The sequence below is a fragment of the Desulfosarcina widdelii genome (genome assembly GCF_009688965.1).
GTDB lineage: Bacteria > Desulfobacterota > Desulfobacteria > Desulfobacterales > Desulfosarcinaceae > Desulfosarcina > Desulfosarcina widdelii.
This window is the reverse complement of sequence record NZ_AP021875.1, coordinates 3474837-3491487: the sequence shown is the minus strand read 5'-3', so window position 1 is coordinate 3491487 and position 16651 is coordinate 3474837. Positions and strand designations below refer to the sequence as shown.

At 47.9% G+C, this 16651-nt stretch carries 20 protein-coding genes and 1 pseudogene; 17 read left to right on the top strand and 4 right to left on the bottom strand.

The genetic code is table 11. The annotated features are described in order from the left end of the window. Nucleotides 1-2 precede the first annotated feature (2 nt). On the bottom strand, nucleotides 3-1511 hold the full coding sequence (locus GN111_RS16225; protein WP_170302327.1) for a GAF domain-containing sensor histidine kinase: 1509 nt from the start codon (nucleotides 1509-1511) through the stop codon (nucleotides 3-5). 911 nt (nucleotides 1512-2422) lie between these two features. On the opposite strand from GN111_RS16225, the gene GN111_RS16220 reads away from it, so the two are divergent. Together GN111_RS16220 and GN111_RS16215 are read left to right on the top strand one after the other, a co-directional pair. Next, nucleotides 2423-2971 (top strand): GAF domain-containing protein, encoded by a 549-nt coding sequence (locus tag GN111_RS16220; RefSeq protein ID WP_331457727.1) that lies wholly within the window; start codon nucleotides 2423-2425, stop codon nucleotides 2969-2971. Between the two features lie 448 nt (nucleotides 2972-3419). Further along, complete coding sequence (locus GN111_RS16215; RefSeq protein ID WP_155304745.1) at nucleotides 3420-3809, top strand: hypothetical protein; 390 nt, start codon at nucleotides 3420-3422, stop codon at nucleotides 3807-3809. Nucleotides 3810-3981: 172 nt separating this feature from the next. Here the strand turns inward: GN111_RS16215 and GN111_RS16210 are convergent, their stop codons facing one another. Further along, complete coding sequence (locus tag GN111_RS16210; RefSeq protein WP_155304744.1) at nucleotides 3982-4632, bottom strand: lysophospholipid acyltransferase family protein; 651 nt, start codon at nucleotides 4630-4632, stop codon at nucleotides 3982-3984. 451 nt (nucleotides 4633-5083) lie between these two features. On the opposite strand from GN111_RS16210, the gene GN111_RS16205 reads away from it, so the two are divergent. The 7 genes from GN111_RS16205 to GN111_RS16175 all read left to right on the top strand — a co-directional run bounded on the left by GN111_RS16205 (nucleotide 5084) and on the right by GN111_RS16175 (nucleotide 8931). Continuing rightward, on the top strand, nucleotides 5084-5218 hold the full coding sequence (locus GN111_RS16205; RefSeq protein WP_331457719.1) for a YjbQ family protein: 135 nt from the start codon (nucleotides 5084-5086) through the stop codon (nucleotides 5216-5218). 378 nt (nucleotides 5219-5596) lie between these two features. After that, nucleotides 5597-5836, top strand: a complete 240-nt coding sequence (locus GN111_RS16200; RefSeq protein WP_155304743.1) for a hypothetical protein — start codon at nucleotides 5597-5599, stop codon at nucleotides 5834-5836. Nucleotides 5837-5933: 97 nt separating this feature from the next. Continuing rightward, complete coding sequence (locus GN111_RS16195; RefSeq protein ID WP_155304742.1) at nucleotides 5934-6149, top strand: hypothetical protein; 216 nt, start codon at nucleotides 5934-5936, stop codon at nucleotides 6147-6149. Next, entirely contained in the window at nucleotides 6146-6508 is a 363-nt protein-coding gene (locus GN111_RS16190; RefSeq protein ID WP_155304741.1) for a hypothetical protein, read from the top strand. The genes GN111_RS16195 and GN111_RS16190 overlap by 4 nt, the downstream gene beginning before the upstream one ends. Beyond that, nucleotides 6505-7512: a DUF2213 domain-containing protein gene (locus tag GN111_RS16185; RefSeq protein WP_155304740.1), complete on the top strand. Its 1008-nt coding sequence runs from the start codon at nucleotides 6505-6507 to the stop codon at nucleotides 7510-7512. Before GN111_RS16190 ends, GN111_RS16185 begins: the two co-directional genes overlap by 4 nt. A gap of 219 nt (nucleotides 7513-7731) precedes the next feature. Then, nucleotides 7732-7929: a hypothetical protein gene (locus GN111_RS16180; protein ID WP_155304739.1), complete on the top strand. Its 198-nt coding sequence runs from the start codon at nucleotides 7732-7734 to the stop codon at nucleotides 7927-7929. Nucleotides 7930-8058: 129 nt separating this feature from the next. Further along, complete coding sequence (locus tag GN111_RS16175) at nucleotides 8059-8931, top strand: hypothetical protein (protein WP_155304738.1); 873 nt, start codon at nucleotides 8059-8061, stop codon at nucleotides 8929-8931. 551 nt (nucleotides 8932-9482) lie between these two features. Here GN111_RS16175 and GN111_RS16170 read toward each other — a convergent pair. Further along, nucleotides 9483-9746 carry a hypothetical protein gene (locus GN111_RS16170; RefSeq protein WP_155304737.1) on the bottom strand — a complete coding sequence of 88 codons (264 nt, stop codon included), beginning with the start codon at nucleotides 9744-9746 and terminating at the stop codon, nucleotides 9483-9485. A gap of 23 nt (nucleotides 9747-9769) precedes the next feature. Further along, nucleotides 9770-10843: a hypothetical protein gene (locus GN111_RS16165; protein ID WP_155304736.1), complete on the bottom strand. Its 1074-nt coding sequence runs from the start codon at nucleotides 10841-10843 to the stop codon at nucleotides 9770-9772. A 365-nt stretch (nucleotides 10844-11208) separates the two neighbouring features. Between GN111_RS16165 and GN111_RS16160 the strand changes: the two genes are divergently transcribed. The 8 genes and pseudogenes from GN111_RS16160 (at nucleotide 11209) to GN111_RS16125 (ending at nucleotide 16651) form a co-directional block, all read left to right on the top strand. Then, entirely contained in the window at nucleotides 11209-11520 is a 312-nt protein-coding gene (locus GN111_RS16160) for a hypothetical protein (protein WP_155304735.1), read from the top strand. Nucleotides 11521-11533: 13 nt separating this feature from the next. Then, complete coding sequence (locus tag GN111_RS16155; RefSeq protein WP_155304734.1) at nucleotides 11534-12223, top strand: tyrosine-type recombinase/integrase; 690 nt, start codon at nucleotides 11534-11536, stop codon at nucleotides 12221-12223. 133 nt (nucleotides 12224-12356) lie between these two features. Beyond that, nucleotides 12357-12773 carry a secondary thiamine-phosphate synthase enzyme YjbQ gene (locus tag GN111_RS16150; protein WP_155304733.1) on the top strand — a complete coding sequence of 139 codons (417 nt, stop codon included), beginning with the start codon at nucleotides 12357-12359 and terminating at the stop codon, nucleotides 12771-12773. Nucleotides 12774-12785: 12 nt separating this feature from the next. Then, nucleotides 12786-14402: a recombinase family protein gene (locus tag GN111_RS16145; RefSeq protein ID WP_155304732.1), complete on the top strand. Its 1617-nt coding sequence runs from the start codon at nucleotides 12786-12788 to the stop codon at nucleotides 14400-14402. After that, nucleotides 14368-14673 (top strand): annotated as a pseudogene (locus GN111_RS16140) (secondary thiamine-phosphate synthase enzyme YjbQ); the annotation flags it as partial. The gene GN111_RS16145 and the pseudogene GN111_RS16140, both read left to right, overlap by 35 nt. Before the next feature lie 49 nt (nucleotides 14674-14722). After that, nucleotides 14723-15217 carry an NUDIX domain-containing protein gene (locus GN111_RS16135; RefSeq protein WP_170302326.1) on the top strand — a complete coding sequence of 165 codons (495 nt, stop codon included), beginning with the start codon at nucleotides 14723-14725 and terminating at the stop codon, nucleotides 15215-15217. A gap of 158 nt (nucleotides 15218-15375) precedes the next feature. Next, on the top strand, nucleotides 15376-15678 hold the full coding sequence (locus GN111_RS16130; RefSeq protein ID WP_155304730.1) for a hypothetical protein: 303 nt from the start codon (nucleotides 15376-15378) through the stop codon (nucleotides 15676-15678). 391 nt (nucleotides 15679-16069) lie between these two features. Continuing rightward, entirely contained in the window at nucleotides 16070-16651 is a 582-nt protein-coding gene (locus tag GN111_RS16125; RefSeq protein WP_155304729.1) for a hypothetical protein, read from the top strand.

The following is a 16651-nucleotide window of genomic DNA, read 5'->3' as shown; positions in this document are numbered from 1 at the left end:
CATTACTCCCAACAGCGGTTGACGGTCGAAGGGGTCTCGGTCCTTGATGCAACGTTTCCCGATCCGATCAGTCCATGAAATCCGGCGCAGGTCCAGCGCCTGCCAGCGGTCGCTGGCGATCCACGGAACGCGCTGACCTTGGAGGGAAACGTTACCGTAAAGGTGCTGCCTCCGGAATTGATGCAGTCTGCAGCCGATTGGATGTGGGGACACCGACGGATGTTTCCGGGGCAGCGATCGGTCGTCGCCGCGATAAAGCGACAGCGGCGGCTGGTAAAGGCTATCGTGAATCCCAATCGTTCGGCAAATGTGCGCATGCGCAGCAAATCCATTCCCGCACCGCCGGCGTTGAATGCATAGGGCCTTCCTGACCGGTACTCCAGGGTCGCTTGCGTATGAAAGAAGCCTTTAAAAATGTGCCTTTGATCTTCCTCGGTAATGCCGACCCCATGATCGCGGACGGCGAAAACGATCTGATCGTCCGATTGTCCGACCTGCAAAACGATCCAGCCTTCGTCGGGGGTGTTTTCAACGGCGTTTTTCAGCAAGCCGTCGCATATTTTACGCAAGATCGTTGGGTCCATATTCACAAGCAGATCGTCTTCAACATTGACGGTCAGATTCAGGGAACGATGGGCAATGCGGGTTTGGATGTGGTGGACGGTTGTCTTCAAGAAACGATCCAGTTGGATCTTCTCGACTTTGGCGTCTCCCAACGCGAGGATCGATCGAATCCGGTCGATGACATGATGCGAAATTGGCTCACAATTCAGGGTGGGGTCCTCACCGGCCTCGTCAATCAGGTCGATGAGGTTCTGGAAGATGGTGACATACTGGCGCTCGCAATGGGCCATTTTCTGACCGATGATGTCTCCGACCTTTTCCTGAATATCAGCCAGTCGACGGATGCTGCGCATACCGCGCTGAAGGGTCTTGTCCAGATGGAGCAAATCATGGTCATGGGCCAAATGGGCACAACGGCCCAACACGGCGGACAGGATTGACAACGGCGTTTTCATTTCGTGGGACAGATGATGGATGGCCTTTTGTCTAGCGCGGTCAGTGGCCTTTAATTCCTTGACTAAAAAGGAGTTTTCCAGGGCGATGGCGACGTAGCTGGCCATGTAGGTAAGGATATCGACATCCTCCTGCGTGAAGTCGCCATTCTTTTTATTGAGTACCTGCATCGTGCCGATGCATAGTTGCTGACGGCCCACCAAAGGCACGCAGATCAGATTTACCGTCCGCGATCCGGTTTTGCGGTCAACCCATTGATTAAAGCGGGGGTCGCCATAGGCATCGTTGACCATCTGTGGCGTTTGATTGCAGTATACCCAGCCGGCAATACCCTGATCCTTAGGAAATTGAATCTGGTTTGCTGCCAGATCGGGTGAAACAAATGAACATAGATTGCACTCAGTATCGTCGATCAAAAAGATAGAGCATTTTTGGACGGCCAAAATCTTGCCGATCTGATCAGAAATGATCCTGAACAGCGAATCAAAGTTCAATTCAGATGTAATCGCTTGGCTGGCTTCGATCAAACGAGAGTATTTTTCAGCGCGTTCTTTTAGCTGGCGATCGGTGAACCGGCGAAGGCATCGCCGTTTATGCTGATGAAGTCGTTGCAAAGTAGTTCCCGAAATCAAATCATTATTCGACCGAAAATAAAAGGAACTTCTCAAAAAAATTAAGTATACCCAGATAAAAAAAGCGCATCCTGAACTCGCGAAAAATTACCGGAAACGATTCTAACGAATAAGGAATACACGGCATCAGCTGCTGCCGCTTGTCAAAGTCCAAAGCCAGACCGATAAAGTTGTTTGCAACAAATAATAAATAAGAGGGTTTAGTAAGTTATTTTATAGTAAAATTGAATAAATGTGTCAATATTGAAGATACGCCTCAATTCCCTTCTCGATGTTTTTGGATTCGCAAAACCCAGAGTGTTGGCTCCGGTCCATCTGAACTTCCGGTAGGCTCGCTATATCAGATATTGTGAGCTTTAATTATAGCTATACCAAACTCCCATACATTTTCCCATGATACCACAAATAATAGCAAAAATTTGGAAGTCGAATCATACTCGCTAAAGTTGTTTTTAAAAAAAAATTTTGAAAGCATTCAGTATTCAAAAAATTCTGAACCGATCACAAGGTGCTGCCTTGCCGGAATCAGATCGGTTGGTCAAAGAATTATGATCCTGGAAAAATATTGACACAATCATCAAGTCATTTTATAAAATTATATTCTTCTATGACGCTTTTTTTCTTTTTCAATATTATTGCGATCCAATTTATAAAAAACGTTAGAACCGAAAGCCACCTTATGAATATTTTTTAGTTGATATTTTTTGACCTTTGGAGAGACGTTCTGACAAGGAAATAAAAATGGAAGAGAGAGCACGACAAGGTCTTACCGCCTGTCAAAAAAATTATCGCAAATTTTCGATCTAAAGAGCAATCTCGAAACCGTTCTTTCGGCCTGCATGTACTACCTTAATGAAATAATGGATTCTGAGAGATCATCAATTTTCTTATTCCAGCATTGGGATCAGCAACTTACGATATTTTCGTCTCTCGATCTTGAAAAACATGTAGATAGTATTCCGAAAGCGTGTGGTGTCGCCGGATGGGTATTCACGAACCATGAGCCGGCTGTAGTTAATGACGCGTATAAAGGTCCACGCTTTTGTAAAGACCTTGATGACTTGACCGGGTTTAAAACCTACAACATAGTTTGTGCGCCACTAGTTTTATCTAAGTTGTGTTTGGGCACCATTCAATCATTGAACAAGAAAGAAGGGGACTTCAACGATAACGATCTTGATTTGTTGCGGCTAGCCGCGAATATGGTGGCGATATCCATTAACAACAGCAATCGTTACAATGAATTGCTGGTTACGAACGAAGCGTGCCAAAAATTTATAAAGCAGATTAGTGCAAATATGGGCAATATTTTCGATCAGTAAAAAAATGAAGCCAAAATTTTGCGTATTGAGAACACCTACAAAGGGATGATTCAGGTGGCTTTCACCGCACTTCTATCAAGAAGTCAGTTCCTGCGATATGTACATCTATCCTATCGAGTCACAACGGAGAACGGCTCATAGTTCTTTTGGGTAAGATAGACTTTTCAAGGCTGTCGAATGTCCGAACTTGGAATTATTTATCACACCAGTTCGGGGGCATGCAGCGGATTCCAAATACACATTTTACTATACCCAAGTGAGGCTATACGTGGGTGTTATATGTATTGCGAAAAAATCACTCCACGTTAAAAAATGCAAACTACAGTCGTGTACCTTATTAGGAAATAATTTCTATTTTTCTTGAATACCCAGACAATTACTTTCGATGGCATTTACACGGTACTATTATTCATCGTCTAACTTCAGTTATGCTCAAGGCATGGGCGTTTTGGACGACCATGACTTGTACCTCCACGTTTTGACATCTCAAATCGAGATGAAGGAATGGAAACGGATAAGACGTCTGGTCGATTGTCGTTCTATTCAGGGAATTGAAAAGATAACCTTTCAGGGACTACAACGAGCGTGTGAGATACAAGTTGAAGAATATGGAGACAGAGACTACCGTTGTGCAATTCTAATCAACGCAGACAAACACCGGACGTTAGCGGAGTTTGCTGCACACATGCTTCGTTCAGGTAATCTAAAAATCAACGTAATTGAAGATGGTATGGATGCAGCCCTTGAATGGCTCGGGTATGATGAGAGCACAGCAGGTTATCTTAAAGGAAAAATAAAAAGGAATGTCAGGGTTTTCGGAAATGGTTTGCCCAAATAAGTCCGTGGATGGAACAGATAAAAAAATCGACAGAAAAAGCCTTTTCCGAAGCATGACCAAACTTCCCAAGTATAATAAGGATTTCAGGGCCTTTTGGAAAAGCAACTGCCCCGTGTCTTTTGTTAAAAAGTAGCACTTGCGCTAGACGACTGCCATACGTCATGGAATCGGGCTACAGCTTCAACGCCGGGATCATAATATCTTCAAGTTGCTTTCTTTGCTTTTCAAAAAGATTTCTATCCTTTGTTCTTTGTAAAGGAATCATTTTCTCAAAACGAAGAATTACTTTGGAAAAGGGTTTTGGCAGAAGAAATTTATCCCAGCTTTTAAAATGCCAACTGTTTTCTGCAAAAACATAAAAAGGAACAATCACCGCGTTAGTGGCATGGGCCAAACGAATTACACCTGGTTTTACAACACCAGAAGGTCCCCTTGGGCCATCTACAATATGACCTGAAAGTTTTGATCTTTTAAGATTGGCAATCATATCTTTTAAAGCTAACGTACCGCCTTTTGAAGAAGAGCCACGAACTGGATTCCAGCCGCTTCGCTTTGCTATGCCGGCAACAATTTTTCCGTCCTTGCTTTGACTGATCATTAGACTCGGCTTGAAGGATTTATAACTTTGAAAATGACGGATAGCAGAAAAAAATTGCTGATGCCATGTGCAAAGCAGAACAATTCCGCCATTGTTTAAATACTCCAGCCATTCTTCTTCATTTTCAATTGTTAGTCGAAAAGTCCTGGAATATAACCGGGTAAATCGATAGAATATAAAAGCAAATAATTCTGTTGTAATAAAATGGTCTATTATCGCTCTCAAAAAAAAAGCTCCTCAATCTCATTAGATTAAATGCCAATTAAAATTGAACCTTAACAATGCTGCGAATGCTATCTATATTAATTTTTTAACAATTGCAAACATTTATAAATCTTGCACGCATTCAGGATCGTTGTCTGCTGTCCAATGCAGATGTTGGATTTTGTAACTTTGATGCCTTGCTTATAAAAGCCTGCAACTCGTTCAGAATTCAGATTTTTCGTCAAGGCGGCGAGTGGGAATAACCGGCCTTTCTGATGGCGGCCTCGGCAGCACAGATGCTGCCGGGTAGTGGTGCTTCGCCTTGAGTAAAGATCTAAGCAATCCCATCATTATGGGAAGCAATAATATTGAACAGAGGGATGATTATGAACTATAAAGAGAATGCCGAGAAAAGACGCTCCATCAATTTTTTCGATCCGGGTTTACTTTTAAACAACCATTGGAGTTGCTCATGAAAAGCTTTCGCAAAGAACTCTGGTTCGAGGTGCCCACCCGAAGGGCATTTATCAACATCACCGGTGAGGTGCAGCGGTGCATCAATGACAGCGGCGTCAAGGAGGGGTTGGTGCTGGTAAAGGCCAAGTAAACGCTATTAATCATCCTCTGCCCTTTGAACTGACTGGGCTGCTGCAAGATCTGAAAGGTTTACCGAACTAAAATCACAGGGGGCCGCTCCTGGCCCCCGCCTCTCCCTTGGTTCCCCATGTGACTATCCCAGCCGTCCGCCACAGGTCGCTCGCTTCGGCATAGCCAACCCTACCTACCCCAAAAACCGACGCCTTGTTTTGGAGCTCTCAGCGCTCCACAGAGGGAGAAGCGTTTTCCTTCTCATTTTGATAGTAAACTTTTTATATAATTTATGTTTCCAGTAAGTTATGATCTAAAATCGCTTTACTTTTCTGATTTTAAGGTATATTATATGATATATAATATAAATAACGTAACACATATGATGGAGGAAGCGATGGAAAATTCTGATGCCTACGAACAAGGTCGCCAAAAGGCGCTGCGGTACATCGAAGAAAAAATTGCCAGTTTCAAGCAACAATATCCGCAGCAGGTTCGAACCAACATTGGGATACAGGTTGATGCCGCCCTGTGGAAGCAGTTCAAGGTGCGCTGCCTGAAAGATGAGATAACGGCCTCAGCAAAGATTGAAGAATTAATCGCAGCTTATCTGGCACAGCCGGAACAAGGCCGCTAAAATGCTCCTTTTCCGTATTCAAGTGGGCCATTTCTCAGCATCGAGACTGGGATATCACCCTAATATAAAAGGACTTTCCTGTGGGGGTTAGGGGTTAATGGCTCGTCGCCTAAAAAGCATCGCGGATATTCGGCGCTATGTGGCCGGGCTTATCAACCGTGCCGATCCCGGCAATGGTCCTTTAGAACCGGCTGTGGCTTCCAAAATGGCTTACCTGGCCAACATCCTGAAAGGCATCATTGAACGCGGGGATCTTGAGGATCGTATCACCGCTTTGGAAGACCAATTCCTGCAAAGGGAGGATAAGGCATGAGCATAAAAAGGAGAATTGAATGGCTTGAACAGGAAGCCAAAGGTCAAACCCCAGCCGTTGCCGTCTTGACCGTCAATCGCAAGCGAATTGAAATGTTGCTGGGCGTGTTAACCGAACCTGTCCAGCGGGAGCAGCTTCTGCGTGAAATCTGGCTGATGGAGCACGGCCTATGGGTTCCACCGATCCCCTTACCCAAACTGGCGGATGACCGCGCAAAGGTGATGCTCGAACTGCTGCGGACGGCATTTAGCGACGATCAACCTAAACCGCCCACGCAGCCCATTCCTGCACGGGATCTTGAAGTCTTGCGGGAACGGTATCCAATTCCCGAAGAAACTATGGAGGAAGATGAATTATGAAAATCGCATTTGCAAACAAGGCCGAAAGGCCTCATTGGGAGAAAACCCCGGACGGTTTCTTACGTTGCCGAGCGCGGGTGCTTGCAGAACGGATTATGCCCTATGATCGCTCGGAGCTGGATGACCCGCCCCCCGGCCAAGGCCTCTTCAACATGTTGGTCACGAAAAATGAAATGGCATCCTCTGCGGCCCTGCGTAGCCTTGAGGGCATTCCCATCGTAGCGGGCGATCATACCTGGCTCACGCCAGAGCTGGTCAAAAATTACTCCGTTGGCAGTGTGGCCGGAACCCCTAAGTTGGATGGGGATTATTTGGTTTGCGATTTGTTGGTGACCGACCCGGAAACCATCCGGGCGATTGAAGCCGAGGAATTGCCGGAGATCAGCGCGGCGTATATGGCCGAAACCATCTTTGAACCAGGTGTTTTCAATAACGCCACTTATGACGCTTTGCAGACGGAGTTACGTTTTAATCACGTTGCCCTGATCGCAGAAGGTCGTGGTCGTGCGGGTCGTGATGTCCGAATTTTGAACACGAAAGGAGCTATGAAAATGTCACACTCACAACATTTTGAAAATGGCCGCAAGAAAGCTTTGGCTGCCATTGAATCCAAGCTTGCCGCCGCCCGCAAAGATGCGGAAGGTTCTGCCAGCCTCAAGTTGGTTAACACCCGGCAGCGCAGCCCTCAAGAACGGTTGGGCTTTGCCCCGACCAGTGGCGCCGAGAGCCGCCGGTTTGAAAATGCCGGTGAGGCTCAAACACAGGTGCAGCGGGTTTTCGCACGGACGGGAAGCCGGAAGTGCATGGACCCGTTGGCCGAGAGCCGACGCATCACCCGACTGATGAATGATTCGGCGATTGAACGCGCAGCCCTGGCCGAAACGGTTGCCCATAACCGCCGTGCGCACCTCCGACGGCTTGGTTTCACAAATCAGCCGTCAGGGAATGCGGCTCCTCGGCACGAGGACTTGTTGTTTTTGGTTCCACAGAAACAACAAAAATAAATGTCTGTCATGGGGCGGTCCTCCTTTTTGCGGGCGAAACTGTCAATCGCCCGTTTCAATCCGCCCTCCGGATGCCCTGGGGTTTGGGATGCCCCAGGGCATCCCTTCCAAAAAATTATTTAGAGTTTGTGCACCGCTTTGGTGTCAAAAACAGCCGGTTTCTGATGTGTGACCAGCACAAACTCAAAAGATTATGATTGGAATATAAGGAGATTGATTATGGAAAAAATGCCACCGGAAGTGGAAAAACTGATCGGTCCCCAGGCCGATCTCGAAAAAGCACGTGACCTCTTGTCGATGATGCTGCAAGCGGCACCCAACCGTGACCGCCGAAATCAAATTAGCGTGGCTTTACAGGTTGTTACGGCTGCTCAACGAGCCGAGGGCACTCTGCCTCGCGACCTATGGCGATGTTAATTTTTAACTTTTCAAGCGCTAATGTAATAATGATTCAATATCCGGGGGGATAGGGTCGCTCCCGAAAAGGCGGTTCCCTTGCCGCCCCTTCCCCCGGCTTCCCAAGAAGGGCGTTGAAGGGAACGTGTTATGGATTGCAATTACATACCCCGCCGTACAAGGCCGGCACCAAAGCCCGCAGAGATACCCATTTCAAAACCTGAAACAACCGAGGATAGAAACCGCCGCCGCAGTCAGCGCATGCTCAAATCCCTTGAACAGGGGCAAAATCACAATCCGCCAGTTATAGAAGATCCCTTCCCCCGTATGCCCCAAAACAGACTTACGCCTTTCATCCGGCAATTACTGGAGCAGGACCTCGCCGAAAAACTGGAAGGTGACCCTTTGGATAGCCCAGCAGGTTACTGGGCTAAAACTGCCGCTGGCAAAAAGCTCAAAGGGGAGATTAAGGCATGGGTTGTGTGGTCGCAGGATACTTTTAAGAAGCGTAGCACAGATTCACTAAACTGGATACGCAACGACAAGAGCGTTATGGCAAATCTCAAGCATAAGAGCACCCGGCATTTGTTGACCATTCTTGAATACCTCATTTGCAGCGCATTAGGATTTTCCGCCAGCCAATCGGCCTCGTACAATCACGGAACCCCAACCACTAAAATGCTGGTGACCAAAACAAACAAGGATGGCAAGAAAAAGAAGGAATTCCAAAAAAGGGTTCCGGTCCTGGTCTATGCACCTCCTGAGCAAATTGCGAAACACTGCGACATTTCCCCGCGATTAGCGGAGCGGTACGTTAAAGCCCTTGTGGATTCAGGGCTGGTCCTCCGCGCCAAGAAAGCCAAGGTTAAACAGCCTGGCGGAGCGCCATTGATTATCGGTGGATTCGTCAGATATACCAACAAAGATGGTAATTTTAATCATCGTCCAGTTTATTTTTGGTCACCAAGCCACAAAACTAAAGTCAAGCCATTGCTGCATCAGTTCACTGTGTATCCCCGCTAATCCACGCCAGCTAAAGCCATTACTCTTTTCAGAGAGTAGAAACCCGCATGGTCATTAAGCTTGTTTAGACACGCCGAAAGGCGTGTCTAAAACCCAAGAAAAGGCGGGTCTACTACGCAATATCAAGGGGTTAGAAAGTTAGACCCGCCTTTTTTCAATTTATATATGCCTTAATTTTAGTAAGTTAAGACCTTTATACCCCGGTTATATAGGAAACCTTCGGTTTCGGCCTACGCCTTTAAGCGTCTGCCTGTGCCTTGACTCACTACGTCCTTGCGTCCTTAGTGTTCCTGCGTCTCAGACAGCCATCCGCTTAGGGTAGGCCTTAATCACCCCTTGGGGGTGATGTTCTTTTTTTTTGAAGGGGAAAACAGAAAACGGAAAAAACAACAATATCCCTAATTTCGAATACCGGAAGGCTACCTTACGGCAGAGTTGGAATCAAGCAAACACCCTTGAACATGACCATGTTGCAACCCCTGACTGGCCTTTGAAATACCCGGCCGTATGCGGCACGCCCGCCGCATCGCCAGCGCCTTGATTTGCCTACTCTATATTTCGAAAAGCAATTTTTTAACAACGGTTCTGTCGATAAAGTACCGATTACCGCCTGTTGGGTGTTCCTTTATAGCTTTTTGGATTTTTTCCTTTAGCCCCCTATACTTTTTAATTTCTTTAGGAAGCTCTTCGAGATATGGGCGGTATATGTCAAAATTTTCACATGTAGGGCAGGGATAAAAATCTGTGTTGTCTCCTGTATACATAATTTTGCTTTCATCAATTTCAGTGTCGCAAATAGGGCATGGCTTGGTCATAGAATCTCCTTTCATTATTTCCCCTATTCAAGGCCGCCAAATGCCTCTTGAATAACTTCGTCTTCAATATTGCTGATATCAAGAATTTTGGGATAAAAATAAAATTGTTTTCCGCCTACAACTTGATCATTGCGAAAATCGAAAATCCGGAAAGAATAGACTTTTCTCGGACCTGTCAATGATTGATATTTATAAGCACCGATATAATTAGCGTATTGCCCATCTAAATTTTGACGATCCACTAAATCTTTACGGGTGTACAAAAAAGCCGTTCTTCCCCCAACTGTAAGCAAAGGGTTTTGAACCATAAGTACACCCTCCCCGACGCTCTGCATCACTTGCATATATTGCAGGCTATATAGATAACCAGATGAAGGCTGCCAACCTGGCTCGCTAAGACAAGCCGCGAGCGTATTTCTTACTGTTTCACTGGTGCAATAAAACTTGAGGCCGGTAATCTTATTAAAAATTTTTTCCTCACGTGAAAAAGCATCAAGATAAACTTCTGCGCGAATGTTTATCAGCCTTTCTCGTTCGGCATTTATTGTTTTATAAATTTCTGAACCCTGAATATTGTTTTTCTCGCCTGATCGTAATAGTTCAGCTAAATAATCGATCAAAGTGTCCATATCATGAAAAATAATAGCCGCAAAGGCCATGTTGTTTCTTGAAGCATTTTCTTGAAACTTAGCTGATTTTTTTGGATGGTTATGTTTTATTTCATCGGTGATAAACGATGCAGAGAAGTGTTTGATTAATGAATCGTAATTATCGGCATTCCTGATATATTGGAAGCCATCAGTTTCATTATTTATGTATTCTTTGTTATATTTTTCTTTTAACCTATTTTCATTGGCGAGCCACTGCTCCAGCTCTAACTGCCGTCGTTCTTCAATAAGTTTTTGCCTATCCTCTTCGATTTTCCTTTTTTGGCGCTGTTCCTCATCGATACGTCTTTGGCGCTCCTTCATAGCTGCTTTAATCTGCTCGTTTTTACGTTGCAGGCCAGCCGGACCGCCTGGATAATCGATAGGGGCGGAAGTTGCACTGGAACATATGACACCCACACACAAAACGGATATTATAATGTTTTGCATTGTCCGCCCCCCTCCCACTCTGAATAATGTTAAATTAGCAAACCCTTTCTAATCCCCCGGCTTTCTACTGCTTATCAGTTTAATTTAAATTAATAACATAAGAACAAAACAAAATTTGGCTGTCAATTTCCAATTTGTGCTTGGCTATTCACGCTAAAGGGTTAAGTGGACTTCCTCGCGTTTACCCGTGTCCTCTTCCACAGAAGAAATACTTCTTTACTTCTCTCAAAAAGATATTTTATAACCCTAAATAAATTACTTCTATTATTTTGAGAAGATGTATACGGACCCTTGTCTGGCAAGGTTTCACGGACGAAACTTTGCCCCTAAACTCAACGGAAAACTTTTAAATCAGGAGAAAACCAATGGCAACTCAGAAGAAAAACGCACCTCAAAAGGCCCCCGCCCCCGAGAAAACCTCAACCACTAAAGCCCCATCCGCACCTAATCCCACCCCCTCAAAGAGTCCGTATGGACACCGGCTGGGTACCACTGCCGAGATCATGGACAACTTTGTGGCTAAAACCCTGGCCGAAGCCGAAAAGGCCGATACCCCGGCACAGGTTAGCGTCGCCGCCATGGTGGAAGCCACCGGCTACAAAACCGGCAAGCTGCGTACCCATTTGCGCTATCTGCTTAAAAAGGTTCCCGACCTAAAATACGAAATCATACAATAAAAGGGGGTGCCCCATGGAAAGACGTAATGTAGTGGCTTTCCCCGGCACCTTGCGCGGCCAGGCCGGTAAAACCCCGCGTCCATCCCGCAACGTGGACGGCGTTAAGTATTTTACCGCTCCACAAATCCGGCTTTTGCGCCGTACGGTGCGGGATGTGGCAGAACTGGATCATCAAAAAGGGAACCTAACCGGGGTGCGCGAGTGGATGGTAATTGACCTGTTGACCTGTACCGGGCTCCGCGTGAGCGAAGCGGCTAACCTGCGCTGCGGCGACGTTAAAGCTGGTTATGGCGAGAGTGCCATTTTTGTCCGCAACGGCAAGGACGCCATCAACGGCCATGTTATTATTCCTGAATCCTTGAAAAAACACCTAAAAGCCTTTATCAGATGGAAAACGGCTAACAGGGAGCCCACCGCTCCCGATGATTTTCTTTTCATTGGGCAACGAGGGCCCTGGACCCCACAGGCCATCCAATTGATCGTGAAAAAATATCTTCGGCGACTGGAACTCTACGAACCGGGAAAAAGCGTTCATGCCTTGCGGCACAGTTACGGCGTAGAGTTGTACAGCCGACAAAAAGACTTGCGGGCCGTTCAGAAACAGCTTAGGCATGTCTCGATTCAATCGACCTTGATATACGCTGACGTGACGCGGGAGGAATTGGCTGCGCAGGTCAAAGGCCTCTGGGGTGGCAATGCCTGACATCGCCCTGATTAATGTCCAATTTTGGCTCATATAACCCCTCGCTCCGTCCAGCGTTCGCCCTGTCAGTGCGATCTGACGTAGCCGACTTTGGCAATTGGACGGCTATCAGCCCTTACTAAGGAGATAAACCATGAAAACCTACCGAAAAGAGCTATGGTTCAACGTTCCCACCCGCCGGGCTTTTATCAACATCACAGGTGAAGTGCAGCGGTGCATCAACGATAGCGGCATAAAGGAGGGGCTCGTTCTTTGCAACGCGATGCATATCACGGCCTCGGTGTTCATCAACGATGACGAATCCGGCCTGCACCATGATTACGATGTCTGGCTGGAGAAACTCGCCCCTCACGAACCGGTTTCCCAGTACCGGCACAACGTGGGCGAGGATAATGCCGACGCCCACATGAAGCGGCAAATCATGGGCCGGGAAGTCGTGGTGGCCATTACGGACGGTCGTTTGGATTTCGGCACTTGGGAGCGCATTTTCTACGGTGAGTTTGATGGCCGACGCAAAAAACGGGTACTCGTAAAAATCATTGGCGAATAAGGGGAGGCCATTATGCCAGCAAAAATCCTGCGGTTCGCCCCGCTCGTCCGTGTCAGCACGGAAGGCCAAGCCCAAAGGGGGGAATCCCTACGCACCCAAAAAGATGAGATCATTCGGGCGGTCAAAGCTTTAGGCGGCACCCTGATTGATGACCCTTGGCGATACAGCGGCCAGGAGCACGCTACCGCCACCTTTGAACGGAAAAAGCTTGATCAACTCCTAAAAGATGCGGCCCGTGACCGTTTTGATGCCGTCATTGTGTGTGATGCTTCCCGCTGGAGCCGCGACAACGGGAAATCCAAACAGGGCCTGGATACCCTGCGCAAAGCTGGAGTTAGATTTTTCGCTGGCCAAAGCGAATATGATCTTTATAAACCGGCGGATACATTGTTCCTCGGCATGGCCACGGAAATTAATGAATTCGTGGCGCTGGAACAAACCCGCAAATCCATCAATAACCGCATAGCCCGCGCTAAACGGGGCGTGCCTACCAGCGGCAAGCTTCCCTATGGACGCACCTTCGATAAAGAAACGGAAACCTGGGGCATTGATGAGGAAAAGCAGAAAAAGATTGTATGGGCTGCGGAACAGTATCTCCAAGGTGAATCAATACAAAAATTGGCTGCTGCCTTGGACATGAACCATGTCAACCTGTGGAAAATCCTGACCAAGCGTTCCGGCGATAAATGGGAAGTGCGCTACCGGGCTAAACGGGTGGCTATTGATGAAACCGTCCCCATTCAAATCCCACGACTTTTGTCGCCGGAAACCATCAAAAAGATCAAAAAGCGAGCCGCCGCCAACAAGACCTACTATCACGGCCAGTATAAGTACAAATACCTTTTATCCCGCGTAATTTTCTGCGCCGACTGTGGCAACGCCATGTTCGGCCAGACCAACCGCGCCATCACCAGCTATTACCGGCATCCTCGTGGACGTAAGGTTGAGTGTGATCCGGGCTTTTGGGTGCGTGCGGATGAAATTGAAACGGCCGTATTTTTCAAGCTGTTTGCCCTTGCGGGGGATTCCCCCGGCTTGGAAGCGGCCCTGGCCCGCGCCATACCCGACACCGCCAAGATTGATAGCTTGCTGGCTCAGCGACAGACTCTTCAAAAGGAGCTAAAGACGGCCAATGCCGAAAAGGAAAACATTGTAAAAGCCATTGGCAAGGGTATACTCTCCGATGATGAAGCCGCTGAACGGATGACCGCCATCCGCAAACAGATTGAATCTTTAAAAAGCGCCATTGATTCTATTGAGGCTCAGACCCAAGGCGTCCCCACCAGGACGCAAATCAAAAAGCAAGCAACCCTGGCCAAAAGGATGCTTGAATCAGTTTTCAATAGACCGGGCCGTATTGCAAAAATGACCTTTGAAGAGAAATGCAAGCTGGTCCACACATTTTTTGATGGACACGACGCCGAGGGAAAACGCCTGGGTGTGTATGTGCGGAAAAACGAGGACGGCCAAGTTTCCTATTCGATTCGTGGCGTGCTTGGTGGCTTGGAAGGTTTATTACGGCAGGGCGGCATAGACCCAATAGAATTCGCTGAAGAAACAGGCCTGCCAGTAGAATTTTCTCAGGAAGTTTATGATAGCCTTAGTCAATGCGATGCATATTACCGCTAGCGTATTTATTAATGATGACGAGAGTGGTCTGCACCACGATTATGATGTCTGGCTGGAAAAACTGGCACCCCACGAACCGGTTTCCCAGTACCGGCACAATGTCGGCGAGGACAATGCCGATGCACACATGAAGCGTCAGATCATGGGGAGGGAGGTGGTGGTGGCCATTACCGACGGCCGCCTGGATTTCGGGACCTGGGAGCGGATTTTTTACGGCGAGTTCGATGGCCGGCGCAAAAAGCGGGTGCTGGTCAAGATCATCGGTGAGTAGAAAATCAATAGAGGCCGTTAATTATAATCGCGGGGTTAAGTTTGCGCACATGGATAAGGTTGTATCCTTCCTTTGGGCTGCGATTTATAAAGTCTCATTTCAATCCTTGCGTATCGTATTCACGATCACAAAAGTGCGTCTAAAGGGTGCCCTCGTCGCTATCTGGCATGAGGGAAGGATATTGCTGGTCAAGAAATCCTATCGCGAAAGATGGTCGGTCCCCGGAGGAATGGTTAAGAAAGGTGAAACCTGGAAGCAGGCTGCTGTTCGGGAAACGGTAGAGGAAGTCGGTCTACAAATCCATGAAAAAGATTTGATGTTCATCGCTGAGGTGACCGGTGACCTGGGGCCATGTGATCGACCGCATCTCTTTCAAGTTGAGGTTTATGACCCTGTCGATATCGAAATAGATGGGCGTGAAATCAGGATTGCTGAATTTGTAGAACCTGAAGAAGCGGTAAAGCGGGCATTGGATGAAAATTTACGTTACTATTTGCACAATAAAATTGCAGTGCTCGAAAAGAGCCTCAAATTTATGGGGTAGATACATAGCGTTCAATGAGGAGGCCAACCATGGCAGCGGGTGGTTGGCCTCTCATACGGTCGCGTCGCTTGCATCGAAATCGTTTGCCAACAATTTCTATTCCGTTTTTTGTTTTCCGGCGTTATTCTTTAAGGTACTACGAATGCTAAAGGTGCCCCATGAACGCAGCCCTCATTTTAGACTGGCCCATGCTGCTGGCCATTCTGGCTGTTCTGGCCTATTTCGAACTGATGCGCCGGTTGGACCGATACTGGGCCAACCGGAACCCGCTGACGGATGAGGAGCGGTTGTGGAATCATGCACGCAATCAGGGAATCAGCGAACACGAGGTTTTCAAACGGGCGGCCGCCGGCTGGTCACGCGGCCCGCAGACCGCGGATGCGGATTTCAAAGCCTACCTCAAAACGGGAGACCTGCCGCATTATGTGCGGGACTACCTGCGCAAGTTGAAAACCCTGTAATCGATACCGATTTTGTCGGGCAGTGCTGAATGTCAGGCTAACAGGACCGGTACAAGGCAAGCGCATCGTTTCTCGGGGATAGTCGTTTGGCACCCGATACAATGTCCCCCTCGTACTCGGGATCGCAATCGGTATCGAAGCCTGCGTCGGGCTTTCCATGGTCATTGAGCCAAGCCTTACTCACTGTGTCAAGTGTGTGCCGTGCTCAACCCCTTGCGGACTGAGCGGTGATAAAAAAGCATCTTTTCAAAGGTCGTTCCCTGTACGCGTCTGTCAAAATCGTTGAGCCACCGGGAAAAATAGATTATTAAAGACCAATATTCGTATTTGCGCATGGTGGCCGGATTCGTCCCGGGCGCACGCGTTAATTTCTTATTTCTGGTACACGCCAATGAAGACGATATTCTATCTGGCCATCGGTATTTGGATCGTTGCGGCCCTGGGGCTTTCGGGGGGCCAATCCTTTGCCTTGCAGGAAACGACGCAAGACCCGCTGATCAGTATCACGGCAGTCAACCAGCCCCTGGGCGAGGTTCTCGATCAGATCACCGGAGAAACCGGCTACCAGTTCAATCTCGATTCGAAGTGGGAAGATCACCGGGTCAGCGCCACCTTGAACCAAATCCCACTGGAAAGGGGGCTCAAGCGCCTGCTGCGCAGCCTGAACTACTCCATCATCTGGGAATCGGATAACACCGTAACCATCGTGGTGTACGGCAAATCCGAACCTGGTCGGGATCAGGGGGCCGTCTCTTTTGCACCGCCACCCCAAGAGGTCCCCGCGGAACCGGAGCCAGCGCTGGAGGTGGAGCCCGAAGATGAGCAGCCGTCCGACCGATCCGAAACCGAGGCGCTTGAACCGCCGTCGGTTGGGGGTCCGCCTTCCATCGAAGAATCTGAAGAGGCCGAACCGGCCGATGCAGGCGGGCAGGATAGCGATGAGCCTGTTGAACGGGGCCGCATGGTCGAGTAA

What these genes read in the sequence shown, in the direction of transcription:
- GN111_RS16205 (WP_331457719.1), top strand. Translation starts at nt 5,084, where the DNA reads ATGAAAAGCTTTCGCAAAGAACTCTGGTTCGAGGTGCCCACCCGAAGG.
- GN111_RS16200 (WP_155304743.1), top strand. Translation starts at nt 5,597, where the DNA reads ATGGAAAATTCTGATGCCTACGAACAAGGTCGCCAAAAGGCGCTGCGG.
- GN111_RS16195 (WP_155304742.1), top strand. Translation starts at nt 5,934, where the DNA reads ATGGCTCGTCGCCTAAAAAGCATCGCGGATATTCGGCGCTATGTGGCC.
- GN111_RS16190 (WP_155304741.1), top strand. Translation starts at nt 6,146, where the DNA reads ATGAGCATAAAAAGGAGAATTGAATGGCTTGAACAGGAAGCCAAAGGT.
- GN111_RS16185 (WP_155304740.1), top strand. Translation starts at nt 6,505, where the DNA reads ATGAAAATCGCATTTGCAAACAAGGCCGAAAGGCCTCATTGGGAGAAA.
- GN111_RS16180 (WP_155304739.1), top strand. Translation starts at nt 7,732, where the DNA reads ATGGAAAAAATGCCACCGGAAGTGGAAAAACTGATCGGTCCCCAGGCC.
- GN111_RS16175 (WP_155304738.1), top strand. Translation starts at nt 8,059, where the DNA reads ATGGATTGCAATTACATACCCCGCCGTACAAGGCCGGCACCAAAGCCC.
- GN111_RS16170 (WP_155304737.1), bottom strand. Translation starts at nt 9,746, where the DNA reads ATGACCAAGCCATGCCCTATTTGCGACACTGAAATTGATGAAAGCAAA.
- GN111_RS16165 (WP_155304736.1), bottom strand. Translation starts at nt 10,843, where the DNA reads ATGCAAAACATTATAATATCCGTTTTGTGTGTGGGTGTCATATGTTCC.
- GN111_RS16160 (WP_155304735.1), top strand. Translation starts at nt 11,209, where the DNA reads ATGGCAACTCAGAAGAAAAACGCACCTCAAAAGGCCCCCGCCCCCGAG.
- GN111_RS16155 (WP_155304734.1), top strand. Translation starts at nt 11,534, where the DNA reads ATGGAAAGACGTAATGTAGTGGCTTTCCCCGGCACCTTGCGCGGCCAG.
- GN111_RS16150 (WP_155304733.1), top strand. Translation starts at nt 12,357, where the DNA reads ATGAAAACCTACCGAAAAGAGCTATGGTTCAACGTTCCCACCCGCCGG.
- GN111_RS16145 (WP_155304732.1), top strand. Translation starts at nt 12,786, where the DNA reads ATGCCAGCAAAAATCCTGCGGTTCGCCCCGCTCGTCCGTGTCAGCACG.
- GN111_RS16135 (WP_170302326.1), top strand. Translation starts at nt 14,723, where the DNA reads ATGGATAAGGTTGTATCCTTCCTTTGGGCTGCGATTTATAAAGTCTCA.
- GN111_RS16130 (WP_155304730.1), top strand. Translation starts at nt 15,376, where the DNA reads ATGAACGCAGCCCTCATTTTAGACTGGCCCATGCTGCTGGCCATTCTG.
- GN111_RS16125 (WP_155304729.1), top strand. Translation starts at nt 16,070, where the DNA reads ATGAAGACGATATTCTATCTGGCCATCGGTATTTGGATCGTTGCGGCC.